At 46.2% G+C, this 12,587-nt stretch carries 12 protein-coding genes; 1 reads left to right on the top strand and 11 read right to left on the bottom strand.

The features are described 5' to 3' along the window. Positions 1 to 20: 20 nt before the first annotated feature. From L985_RS04540 to rpsU, 9 genes are all read right to left on the bottom strand, one after another. A complete protein-coding gene (locus L985_RS04540; protein ID WP_231681784.1) occupies positions 21 to 338 on the bottom strand; it encodes a diacylglycerol kinase in 318 nt (105 codons plus the stop codon). Between the two features lie 29 nt (positions 339 to 367). Further along, the gene (ybeY, locus tag L985_RS04535; RefSeq protein ID WP_047396396.1) at positions 368 to 844 is read right to left on the bottom strand and encodes an rRNA maturation RNase YbeY; all 477 of its coding nucleotides are present in this window, start codon (positions 842 to 844) and stop codon (positions 368 to 370) included. Continuing rightward, complete coding sequence (locus L985_RS04530; RefSeq protein WP_029341032.1) at positions 841 to 2,898, bottom strand: HD family phosphohydrolase; 2,058 nt, start codon at positions 2,896 to 2,898, stop codon at positions 841 to 843. Before L985_RS04530 ends, ybeY begins: the two co-directional genes overlap by 4 nt. A gap of 36 nt (positions 2,899 to 2,934) precedes the next feature. Then, positions 2,935 to 3,897, bottom strand: a complete 963-nt coding sequence (locus L985_RS04525) for a PhoH family protein (RefSeq protein ID WP_023467492.1) — start codon at positions 3,895 to 3,897, stop codon at positions 2,935 to 2,937. A gap of 171 nt (positions 3,898 to 4,068) precedes the next feature. Further along, a complete protein-coding gene (locus L985_RS04520) occupies positions 4,069 to 4,539 on the bottom strand; it encodes a hypothetical protein (RefSeq protein WP_029341030.1) in 471 nt (156 codons plus the stop codon). 13 nt (positions 4,540 to 4,552) lie between these two features. Further along, on the bottom strand, positions 4,553 to 5,536 hold the full coding sequence (gene floA, locus L985_RS04515) for a flotillin-like protein FloA (protein ID WP_023467489.1): 984 nt from the start codon (positions 5,534 to 5,536) through the stop codon (positions 4,553 to 4,555). Beyond that, the gene (locus tag L985_RS04510) at positions 5,533 to 6,054 is read right to left on the bottom strand and encodes an NfeD family protein (protein ID WP_231681783.1); all 522 of its coding nucleotides are present in this window, start codon (positions 6,052 to 6,054) and stop codon (positions 5,533 to 5,535) included. Before L985_RS04510 ends, floA begins: the two co-directional genes overlap by 4 nt. 169 nt (positions 6,055 to 6,223) lie before the next feature. Continuing rightward, entirely contained in the window at positions 6,224 to 6,670 is a 447-nt protein-coding gene (locus L985_RS04505) for a GatB/YqeY domain-containing protein (protein ID WP_023467485.1), read from the bottom strand. A gap of 21 nt (positions 6,671 to 6,691) precedes the next feature. Then, positions 6,692 to 6,865: a 30S ribosomal protein S21 gene (rpsU, locus tag L985_RS04500; RefSeq protein WP_012369719.1), complete on the bottom strand. Its 174-nt coding sequence runs from the start codon at positions 6,863 to 6,865 to the stop codon at positions 6,692 to 6,694. 313 nt (positions 6,866 to 7,178) lie between these two features. Here rpsU and L985_RS04495 point away from each other — a divergent pair, with 313 nt between their 5' ends. Continuing rightward, positions 7,179 to 8,438: a dicarboxylate/amino acid:cation symporter gene (locus L985_RS04495; RefSeq protein WP_047396386.1), complete on the top strand. Its 1,260-nt coding sequence runs from the start codon at positions 7,179 to 7,181 to the stop codon at positions 8,436 to 8,438. Between the two features lie 68 nt (positions 8,439 to 8,506). Here the strand turns inward: L985_RS04495 and pulA are convergent, their stop codons facing one another. Together pulA and L985_RS04485 are read right to left on the bottom strand one after the other, a co-directional pair. Further along, the gene (pulA, locus tag L985_RS04490; protein WP_047396384.1) at positions 8,507 to 11,419 is read right to left on the bottom strand and encodes a type I pullulanase; all 2,913 of its coding nucleotides are present in this window, start codon (positions 11,417 to 11,419) and stop codon (positions 8,507 to 8,509) included. Between the two features lie 230 nt (positions 11,420 to 11,649). Continuing rightward, positions 11,650 to 12,576, bottom strand: coding sequence for an LCP family protein (locus L985_RS04485; protein ID WP_047396382.1), 927 nt, complete (start codon positions 12,574 to 12,576; stop codon positions 11,650 to 11,652). Positions 12,577 to 12,587 lie beyond the last annotated feature (11 nt).

Raw genomic sequence — 12,587 nt, 5'->3', positions numbered from 1 at the left:
TGGCCAAAAAGGCCGGATTCTTATTGTACCAAATATGGGATGAAGATGCATAGTGCAATTGCAATAGATGTAAGCGCCAACACAAGAACAGCTCCACTTGCAATATCCTTGACTGCTTTTGCCAGTGGATGCCATTCCTGCGTCACGAGATCAACGACGCGCTCAAACGCTGTATTGAACATCTCGGCACTGATGACGATCCCGACCGTCAAGAAAAGAATCGCTCGCTCGACAGACGTCAAGGGTAATAGAAAAGCGACAAGTAACACGATGGCACCAACTGTCACGTGAACTTTCATATGCCGTTCTTCTCGAATCGATTGGCACAATCCGTTCATGGCATGTCGAAAGGGTTGCCACCAGCTTTTCACAATATGCCCCGATATAACTCGAAGTGATGCAGGATTTCCTCCTGTCGCTTCGTCATGACTTCCTCATCTGCTTTTTCAATGTGATCGTATCCGAGTAAATGGAGAAAACCATGGACAGCGAGGAAACCGAGCTCTCGCTCAAAATGATTGCCATACTCTGCCGCTTGTTCACGACACCGTTCTACGGAAATGATCAAATCGCCGAGGACGATTGGTTCATCTTCCAGCAATCCAAAATCGATTTCATCTTCTCCGAGTTCTTCCATCGCAAAGGAAATGACGTCTGTCGCCTGATCCTTTCCACGCCATTCACGATTGATTTCTTGAATCTCATCGTTTGAGACGAAAGTCACGGACAACTCACTATTTGAATCGACTTCTTCTTGTTCCGCCGTGTAAATCAAAATCGATTCGACAAGCTGTCGTTGTTCTTCCGTTAGACGATTATTTTCGTCTGTCATATAAATATTCATGTCGTTGCCTCTTTCTTTAATTCTGGATACTCGATTCGTTCATGGAACAAACCGGATAAGGTATGACACGCACTTTCACCGACGCGATAAATCTCACGTGTCGTAATGTCACATTCCGCAAATTGGTCATCCATCATCTTTTCACGAATGATTTTCGAGACCAAGTCCCGAATTCCTTCTTCTGAAGGAGCTTTCATCGAACGAACTGCCGCTTCAATCGAGTCAACGATCATGATGACCGCCGCTTCACGGGTTTGTGGTTTCGGACCCGTGTAACGGAACGTCTCCTCGTCGACCTCACCTTGTTCTGCTGCCTTGACATAAAAGTATCGTAGCAGAGAGGTTCCATGATGCTGGCGGCAAATATCGATGATCGCTGCAGGCAGTTTTGCGTCTTCGAGTAATTCAACACCATCCTCAGTATGTGCCAAGATGACACGTGCCGACTCTTCCGGTGTCAATCGATCATGGGGATTGCGTCCATGCTGGTTTTCAATGAAATAAAGTGGTCGTCGCGTTTTCCCTAAATCATGATAGTAGGCTCCGACTCGTGCAAGCAATCCATCTGCTCCGATTGCTTCACAGGCTGTTTCTGCTAGGTTCGCGACCATCATACTATGATGGTACGTTCCCGGTGCTTCAACTAATAGTTTTTTGAGTAACGGATGCGTCGGGTTCAACAGTTCGAGTAGGCGGGTCGGTGCTAAAATACCGAATGTCATCTCAAGAAACGGCAATAGTCCAATTGCTAGGACGGCACTCAAGATACCACTCGCAATCGCAAAACCGATTAAAATCAGCGTTTCTCGTAGTTCGAACGTACCACTTCGTAACAGGACGAATGCTAAGAAAATCGCGATGTTTGCTCCGGCAATCGAAATACTGCTCATGAAAATACGACGACGCGACAAACTAGATTGTAGGAAAAACGTTGCAACTAACCCACCGACCAATAAATAGATCGCGATATTGAAGCTGAAGTTTTGATTTGCACTATAGAAGAACGTTCCAGCAAGCGCCGTAAAAAGAGAACTCGATAATGCAATCCGTTCGTTCAATAAATTGCGCAGGACAAGCGCAGCAAAAGCGGTCGGTGTGAGTAAGTAAAGTGCAGGATTGATGTCGTCTGCTAAGAACGCCATACCATACATGACGAGTAATTGTAGACTGACGACGAGATAGACAAGACCGAATAAACGAATCCGCCCCATTTGAGCGTATCGCAATTTCGAACGATGAATGAATCCAAATAAAAAGGCAGTCATCAACGCACTGACAAGCATCGCACCGAGTAACGGTTTCAACGACTGTCGATCAGAAATCAAACCGACCAGTTGTAGCTGACGATAGGCATCTTGTGAAATCACTTCGCCTCGTTTGACGATCACTTCACCTTCTGAAATGATAACCGGTTCGACTTTATCACTCGTCTGCTTACGAAGCTGTTCCGTCTTTTCCGGATCATAGACGTAATTCGTCACGATCAGTTGATCGGTCAGCGCTTTAGCGACTGCTTTTAATGAGAAGGAGAGCGGCGAACGTTCGATATCAGTCCGCGCATTCTCACGTGCTTCTGCTACTTCACCACCATCGGACGAGATACGTTGACGCATCGCTTCTTCAATCGCTGTAATGACGACGTCACGTGTCGTATTCCGAAGTGCTGTCGTCGACGTCACAAGCAAGCGTAACTCATCATCCTTCAACAGTGTCGCCGCCTCCGTTCCACGCAGACGCTGTTTGATTTTACCGATCTCATTTGCTTTTTTAATACCGGACAAACTAGCAAAAAGTTGTTCTACTTTATCAATTTGCTGTGCTGCATACTCTTGTTTGATCGTATACTGACTCTCGATTGCAGCAACCGAATTTTCCTTGATTTGATTTGTTGCGACCCGGTCCTCCATCGTCAAGGGTGACCGGATATCTTCTTCTGCAATTGAGAATGGTTCTGCGGACAAGGCTTCTGGTCGAACGCTGACATACATCATCGTCGATACGATGAGATAGAATATTACTGTCAAAAGACCGACCCAGACCCCAACCTTGCGCATATCATCTCCCCCTTTTTCCTCTATTTCCGTAACGGCTTAGGTCAAATCCTGACTATAAGCATCAACGATTTTTCGGACAAGTGGGTGACGTACGACATCAGCTGAGCCAAAGTGCTCAAAATGAATCCCTTTGACATTGCCGAGCAAATGTAACGCTTCTTGTAGACCAGACGTTTTTCCACGCGGAAGATCGACTTGTGTTAAATCGCCCGTAACAATCATCTTCGAATGGAATCCGAGACGCGTCAGGAACATCTTCATTTGTTCCCGTGTCGTATTTTGCGCTTCATCGAGAATGACAAAAGCATGTTCAAGCGTCCGTCCTCGCATGTAAGCAAGCGGTGCGATTTCGATGACACCACGTTCAAGCAGACGAGCCGTATGCTCGACACCAAGCACGTCATGTAGCGCATCGTACAGAGGACGTAGATAGGGATCGACCTTTTCTTTAAGATCCCCTGGAAGAAATCCTAGATTTTCTCCTGCTTCTACTGCCGGACGCGTCAGGACGAGTCGTTTGACGTGACCTTCTTTTAACGCTTTTGCTGCCATCACGACAGCAAGATACGTTTTTCCGGTTCCCGCTGGACCAATACCGAATGTCAAATCACAGCGGTCGATTCCCCGAACGTAACGTGCTTGACCGAGTGTCTTTGCACGAAGTGGTTTTCCTTTATGATTCGTATGAATGACCGTATCGTAAAGTTCTAGCAGTTCATCCACACGATCTTGACGTGCAAGTTGAATGGCGCTCGTCGCGTCACGTTCCGTTAAAACAGCTCCGCGATTCACAAGTTGTTTCAAGACGCCTACGACCTGTCCTGCTAAGATCACAGACTGCTCCTGTTCGGATTGTGCCAACAGCTCATCTCCTCGATGGGTCAGCTGAACGTCAAGTTCTGCTTCCATCGTACGTAAGACTGCATCATTCGGACCGACGAATGCTTGAATCTGTTCTGAATTCGAAAATGCAAATGGGATTCTTTCGTTGAATATCACGTTGTGAATGGCCTCCTAGTCATGGATAACAAGTTGTCATCGCTTCATATCTAATCTCTTCCACTTTAGCACTTCCGCCGAAAAGATGGAAAGAAAAACCCGTTCCCACCTTTTAGGAAATAAAAAGAGTCGATCCTACGCGTTTCGTAGAATCGACTCACTAGACAAATATTAGCGTTTGCGCTTGGAAACAGGCGCACCAAGAACTTCACTCCAAACGATGGCACGTCGCATTTCATCTTGTGAAATCGTCGTTGCTGATGCTGAACGACTAGACGATCCAATGGCACCATCTGCTACGCTATCTTTGATTTCGCCAATCGTCGATGAGGACATCCCTTTTTTCGAATGTTGCTTTTGACGTTGGTCCAAACGTTGTTGCAATTCCGTTCGTTCATGAACTGGTCGCGCTTTCGTTTGCGTTACCCCCGGTTGTTTCTTCGCGGGTGCTTTTTTACGAACGACAGGTGGAGGTACCGTCTCTTGTCGCATCGTATCGACCTGTTCGGTCATTTGCTTCACATATTCACCGAACTCCTTTGAAGGAGTTCGGTTCGTCTGCTTCGGTTTTTTATCTGCTGCTTTTGAGATGACGGAGATGACACCGAATGCGATCATCAATCCGACCCATATGATATCCATACCGTCTCACCCTTTATTGTGAGTCATTTGGTGATGATTGCCCACCGATTGCTTGGCGCATTTTCGTATCTGCTGTCACGTTCAAGTAGTTCGCATAATCCATGACACCAAAGTTACCGTCACGCATCGCTTCAGCGATAGCAAGCGGCACTTCCGCTTCAGCAGCGACAACCTTCGCACGCATCTCTTCAACACGTGATTTCATCTCTTGTTCACTTGCGATCGCCATTGCGCGACGTTCTTCGGCTTTCGCTTGCGCAATGTTCTTATCCGCTTCTGCTTGATCCGTCTGCAGAACCGCACCGATATTCTTACCGATATCAATATCTGCAATATCAATCGAGAGAATCTCGAACGCCGTACCCGAATCGAGTCCTTTTGCAAGAACCGTCCGTGAGATCATCTCTGGATTCTCAAGTACTTCTTTTTGGTCATTACACGAACCAATTGTTGAGATGACACCCTCACCAACACGTGCGATGACCGTTTCTTCCCCAGCACCACCGACGAGACGATCGATGTTCGCACGTACCGTGATCCGGGCTTTCGCTTTCACTTCAATCCCGTTCATCGCAACACCGGCAATGAATGGTGTTTCGATGACTTTCGGGTTAACCGACATTTGAACAGCTTCCAAAACGTTACGACCAGCAAGATCAATCGCCGCTGCGCGTTCGAAGCTCAACTCGATATTCGCACGGTGTGCTGCAATCAAGGCATTGACGACGCGGTCAACGTTACCACCAGCAAGGAAGTGACTTTCCAGTTGGTTCGTATTCAAGTTCAATCCCGCTTTAACCGCCTTGATCAACGGATTGACGATCTTAGACGGTGTTACTCGACGAAGACGCATCCCGACTAATGTAAAGATCGATACGCGCACTCCCGCTGCGAGCGAGCTAATCCAAAGTGGAATCGGAACGAGCGTGAAGAAGATGGCGAGGAAAATTAAAATTCCTCCGGATATGAGTAATACAGTCAATAATTCAGGTGTCATGTGTGGGACTCCTCCTTCGTATGTTGGACTCTAACAATGACGCGTCCATGCGTCACTTCTTTTACGACGATCGTTTCCCCCGCTTGAATGAAGGTCCCTTCCGTAACCGCATCGATTCGATTTCCGTCAATTTCAATTGTTCCTGACGGACGGAGAGGTGTCAGACTGACTCCTTCTTGTCCCAACAGTTGCACTTTGTCTTGATGAGAAAGATAGCCTTTTTCAGACGATGTGGAATCTGTCAAAATCAAACCTCTCCATAATAAGGATTGATTCGATTTAATTCTGCGATATGCCCAGTATCCGGCCGCAAGTGATAGAAATACAGCAAGTCCAACCGCTATGCCTACTTGACCAACTGTAGCACCTGCCATGATCAGACTAGCAAGGACAGCCCCGATTCCGAGGACTCCAAAGATTCCGAACCCTGTGACGAATATTTCGACCAGTAACATGAGGACCCCGATCATGAAGACCGCCAAAATCATCCCTAAGCTAAACGTCATGCGTACGTTCACCCCTTTTCATTCGTGTCAGAAGCTGCTTCTTTTGCACTTTGATTCGTTACTATAATTATATACGCTTTCAAAACAAAAAGGTTTCATGACTATTCTGAATTCATTAAGAAACTTTTAATTGTGACAGGAACGACAAAAAAGGTGCCCCGAAGGACACCTTTTTCATGTATTAAGCGAGCCGTTGTTTGACGAGTCGATTAATTAACGCACCGTCTGCCTTGCCTTTAAGCTGTGGCATGACGATACCCATTACTTTCCCCATATCTGAAGGAGCAGAGGCACCCGTCTGCGCAATAGCTGCGTCGACGATTTCCTGTACTTCTTCCTCGGAAAGCTGTTTTGGCATATAAGCTTCGAGCACGACAATCTCTGCTTGAATTTTCTCGACGAGATCGTGACGACCAGCGCTTTCGAATTCTCGGAGGGAGTCGTTGCGCTGCTTCATTTCACGTGAAAGAATCGTTAATTCTTCCTCGTCTGTCAATTCTTGCTTACCGAGTTTGATCGTTTCATTTTGCAACGATGATTTCACCATCCGAATCGTCGTAAGACGATCTTTTTCACGTAGACGCATGGCTTCTTTCATATCCGCTGTCAAACGCTCCTGAAGACTCATGAGGATACACCCTCTCTAACGTTAGAACTTCTTACGCTTACGCGCAGCCTCCGATTTAAGCTTACGTTTTACACTTGGCTTTTCGTAGTGTTTACGTTTACGAACTTCTGCAAGCGTACCATCTTTTGAAACACCACGTTTGAAGCGACGAAGTGCGTCTTCAAGTGATTCATTTTTACGTACACGAGTTTCCACTAGTTTTCCCTCCCTCCGATATTACCGACTAAAGGAAACGTGTCAGACACGTCATACAACATTATAGTAGGAATATACAATTTGGTCAACAGTTGATTCTAGCGACTTTTCTGTACCCTACGCTGTTCCTTTTTGTTCTTATCTATCCTCTCATGGTTGCATCCGTTTGACAACAAAATCTAGTCATTCCTGCATCAAAATCCAGAAACTTTTTTGTAAGCGTTATCATGTATTTTTTAAAATGTTTTGTCAAAAAGGGTGATGATGTGTCAAAATATAGACAATTATCAAATAAAGGAGTGTGACATCACTTATGAAAGAAGCAAAGCGCATCATTTGGGGATTGATTCTCGGGGTGATTCTCGGAATCGTCCTCGCTTCCTTACCGGACAAGTCGATTTATGAGGGATTGAATAAATATGCTTTACAACCCATCGGAACGATCTTCCTGAACTTAATTAAGATGCTCGTCGTACCGATCGTCTTCTTCTCAATCGCCCTTGGCGTCATGGGACTTGGAAATCCAAAAGAGCTTGGTCGTGTTGGTGGTAAAGCCATCACTTACTTCATGACGACGACAGCTGTCGCAATTGTCATTGCTCTCGGTTTGTCATTACTGATCAAACCGGGTACGTTTGGTAACTTCGAGACGCAAGGTCTGGAATATGATAACGGAAATCTACCAGATACGAGCATAATCAACACAATCGTTGGTATGTTCCCGACGAACCCGATCACGTCGATGGCGGAAGGAAATATGCTACAAATCATCGTCTTCAGTGTCTTTATCGGTTTTGGGATCACGTTCCTCGGTCAAAAAGTCTCGACACTACGGACGTTCATCGAGCAGGGTAATGATTTAATGACGTACTTGATCACGCTCGTCATGAAAATGGCACCGCTCGGAGCATTTGCTTTGATCGCATCAGCCGTCGGTTCTCAAGGGTGGGATTCGCTAAAAGCAATGGGACTTTATATGGGTGTCGTCATCTTGTCACTATTCGTCCATTCCTTATTGACGTATGGTTCGACTGTTTCACTTCTTGGGAAGATGAACCCGTTCTTCTTCTTTAAGAAGTTCGCACCTGTCATGCTGTTCGCTTTCTCGACGTCTTCGTCGAACGCAACACTCCCTGTTGCGATGCAAACGGCTCAAAAAGAGTTGAAGGTTCCGCGTTCCGTCTCAAGTTTCGTCCAGCCTCTTGGTGCGACGATCAACATGGATGGAACAGCAATCATGCAAGGTGTCGCGACTGTCTTCATCGCGCAAGTCTACGCTGTTGACTTGACGCCAGGTCAACTTGCGACTGTCGTCCTGACAGCTGTTCTTGCATCGGTCGGAACAGCCGGTGTACCGGGTGTCGGTCTCGTCATGTTGACGATGGTTCTTCAATCGGTCAATCTACCGGTCGAAGGGATCGCTTTAATCATCGGTGTCGATCGTCTTCTTGATATGATGCGGACAGCCGTCAACATCACTGGTGACGCAGCATGTGCCGTCATCGTCTCGAAATCGGAAGAAGGTAATCTGAAAGAAGAAGAGAACGAAGAAACGGATGAGCGTTACGCTTGATTGCACGTTTCTCGACTGACGAAAAGGACATTCCGCCAACTGCGGAACGTCCTTTTTTATCTGTTCACTTATTTTGATAAGACGAATGAGCTAAGTCCTTCGACACGAACCGTACCTGATACGTTACGGATTGCTTTGGTTCCTGCTTGTTTACCGTCTACAAGCAACTTCCATTTCCCTGTAGGTAGCTTCATGTCGACTGCTGTTCGATTCGCATTATGAATGACGTAGAGATCATCCTTTTGTTGTGGCGCAGCATCATCTAATCGATAGGCGATGACTCGTGCCGGTGCTGCTTCAAACGTCAGGTAACGACGAATGTCTTTTGCTGTTGCTAAATGAAGTACTGGATTCTTTTTGCGTAACTCGATCAATCCTGTCATATAATCAACGTCTTGTTGACGGTCCATCTTCCGTTTCCAGTCGAGCTGGTTGACAGAATCCGGTGATTTATATGAGTTATGGTCGCCGCCCTTCGTCCGCATGAAGTCCTGTCCTGCATGGATGAACGTCGTTCCTTGTGACGTCAACAAGATGCTTGAAGCCAAACGATGCATCTTTGTCTTCGTTGCGTCATTGTCTTGCGGATTCGTCAGGTTCAACTTATCCCAGAGCGTATGGTTGTCATGTGCTTCAACATAAGTGATGGCTTGATCTGGTTCTTGCGTAAATCCTTGAATCTCTTTGTCATAAGCAATTTCTCCGACGATTCCGCGTTTGATGCGCGTTTCAAGACCCGTTGTTCCGTTAATGAAACCAGCATCTGAATCGATGAAGACGCTACCTTTGAGCGCATCGCGTAGATTGTCATTGAAATGTCCGATTCCTGGCATTTGTTTTGTATTCGTTTGGTTTGCCTTATCCGTCTCCGGAAGCGGTGTTCCAAGGCTCCACCCTTCTCCGAATACAAGAATCGACGGATCAATTCGTTTTGTCGCCTGTTTGACAGCATTCATCGTCTTGACGTCGTGAATGCCCATTAAGTCAAAGCGGAATCCGTCCCAGTGGTATTCTTTCGCCCAATATGAGACAGAGTCAACGATCAATTTGTGCATCATTTGACGCTCAGATGCTGTATCGTTTCCGACACCAGTTCCGTTCGCTAAATCGCCGCCTTCTGTATAACGGTAGTAATAACCAGGGACGATTTTATCAAGGTTTGATGCCTTTGCGTCAAACATGTGGTTGTAAACGACGTCCATGACAGCACGAAGTCCATTGTCATGTAGTCCTTGAATCATCTGCTTCATTTCTGTGATTCGGACTTTTGGATCATAGGGGTTTGTCGCATACGATCCTTCTGGTGCGTTATAGTTCTTCGGATCATAACCCCAGTTATACGATTTAAGCGGGTTCGTCTCATCGACGGACGCTGTGTTGAAATCATAGACTGGAATGAACTGAACGTGCGTGATGCCAAGTTCCTTCAGATGATCAAGCCCCGTCTTCGTCTTCGTTTTCTTACCATCCTTCGTCAAACGCGTACCTGGCTCGATGACGCCAAGGTACTTCCCTTTTTGTTTGATGCCTGAATCGTAACCTGAATTCGTCACATCAAACATCGATAAATCACGGACGTGTGATTCATAGATGATCGCGTCTGTCGCATGGCGAAGTGGCATTTTCCCATTCGTCCAGCGTTTTGGATCCGTCTCGCGTAAGTCGACGACGACACCTTGGTCGCCATTGACGGTGACTGCTGTCGCATACGGATCAACAGCACGCGTTGATTCTTTGGCGTGTTTGACTTCGTATGTGTATCCGACACCGTCAAGATCGCCCTTGACTGTTACTTGATACACACCACGATCCGTTCGTTCCATCTTGATTTCGCGCGTGATATCTTTTGTCGTAGCAGCTTCTTGTTTTGGTAAGCGATACAATTCGAGCTCGACGGCTTGTGCTGTCGGTGCCCAGACTTTAAACGTCGTCTTCGATTTTTGATAGTCGACACCGAGTTTTCCATCGTAGGCATACTTTTGGTCGAATGCTTTCGAACGGAGCACTTTACCTGCTTCAAGAATTGCTTCTCCAAAAACAGGATGAGATGCTCGGACGACTTTTGCTAAATCGATATCTAAAGTGACTTCGACTTTTACCGTTTTGGCATCGATTGCTGACACGACTGGATTCGTCACGCCTTCAAACGTAAATGCCTTTAAGTCTTCTTCCGTCAGCGGTGCATTCGTTTTTAATGTCATCGTCCGGAAGTCATCTGCTAAAAAGCTTGTGATTTTCGGTGTGCGATCAATTTCCGGTTTGCTGTAGTATACCGTCTGATCCCCTTCAATCAACCAGATGTCTTTCGCCCCTGCATAAAAGAAACGATCAGCTCCGTCTTTTTCCGACCAACCCTCAAGATGAGGAATGACGCCTGCAAGACGTGCTTTCGTTGGGTTATCGAGCGTTACCTTGGCAATGGTACAGAACTCATCCTGCTGATCGAACTCGAAACGCTTGCCATCTTGCTCTTCCGGCCAAGACCAGACACCGTACTTGTCGTAATCATTGTCATACCGGTAATAGTGGATGTTCGTATCAATTTTTTCGACATCTGCTCCATTGCTTGGATTGACTGTCGAGATGTCCTTGCTTCCCGACTCGATCCAAATTTCAGCAACACCATTTTTAATCATGTCTTTCGTAATGAAGCGATCATTCTCAGATCCCCCATCCTTGTTCCAATTGTCATCTCGAACGATGAAGCCGATTTTTTCCGGCTGATCCACTGGAAATTCATAAGCTGCGATTTTTCCGTAAGCATCCTCACCGTTAAAAGCGTGGGCTTTATTCGGAAAATAATCCGGACCATTTGCCCATAACCACAGATTCCAATCCTTTGTGGCATTCGGGTCTTCCTTGTAGTGAATGATGACCAATGTCGACTTCCCTTTTTCCAGTGCTTGACCGGATAAAGAGAGTCCACTAAATATCAGTGCAAACGTTAGCGCAACGATACAAACGAATCTCATGCGTTTCATACGGTAGCCATCTCCTTTTGATATGTAATCGTTTTCATTTTGCATCCGTTTACAAGTCCTGTCAAAGCCTATTTGATCGATTTGATCGAAAATAAGACTTTTGAACCAAGCACTTTTTTCAAAAAGAATGGTGATCTACATCAGAGAAAGACAGGAAAAAGCGCCTCCACAATTATTTGCTAGAGACGCTCAACTTTGTTTGTTTGTTTGATGGTAATACTGGTTATTGCTTACGATTGTGCGAGAAGTTTAGCGATTGCCTGTTTTGTCTGTTCCATTGATTCGTCCGATGCAAAGAAATACCAGACACCATCACTTGCGATATATCCTTCTCCCTCGATTTTCAGCGGCTTCAATTGTTCGAACCCACGCTGATTCTCCTGTGCTAGCTGCGCTGCGACATCAAGTCCGATATTCGTCGTAAAGTTGTTTTTCATGACATCCGTGATCTTTTCGAGTTGCGTCAACAACTGTGGTCCAGCAAGCTTCATTCCGACTGCTTCTAGCACTTGACGCTGACGAATTTGTCGACCCATATCGCCGAGTGGATCTTGCTTTCGCATCCGAGCATAACCACTCGCTTCAAGACCCGTCAGATGAATTTTCCCTTTATCATACTCCTTTTGAAGACGACGGTCGTTCCAACTAAAGGCAGATGGATTGTCGACCGTGACACCCCCAACAGCATCGACCAACTCAATCAATCCATCCATGTTGATTTTCGCATAATAAGGAATATCGGTCTCAAACGTCTGCTCCACCGTTTCGACTGTCTCTTTCACCCCCCCATAGGCATAGGTATGATTGATTTTAGTCTTTTCGCCAGACGGCACGGTTACCTGCATATCTCTTGGAATGGACAGGGAAGTCGCTTGTTTTGTTTTTGGATTGAATGAAAGAAGCATGATGGCATCGGCACGTCCCTTATCATTTTTCCGTTCATCCACGCCCAGTAACAAGACATTAACCGGCTTCATCGATTCGAGTGGCTTAGGTTGCTCTCCATCTAACGGTGTTAAGAACGCGTCTGCCGTTTGCTTCACTTTTAAAAAAGCTAAACCAGCTGATGCACTAGCAATCAGAACGAACCCTAGTAGGAGCGCACTCAATACGCGCCAAACAAGGCGTGGTTTTCTTTTCGCCATTCGGGATCTCATGTCATGAACTC

The sequence above is a fragment of the Exiguobacterium sp. ZWU0009 genome (genome assembly GCF_000798935.2).
GTDB lineage: Bacteria > Bacillota > Bacilli > Exiguobacteriales > Exiguobacteriaceae > Exiguobacterium_A > Exiguobacterium_A acetylicum.
Note: the sequence above shows the minus strand (reverse complement) of the source record. Positions and strands in the feature narration are given on the sequence as shown.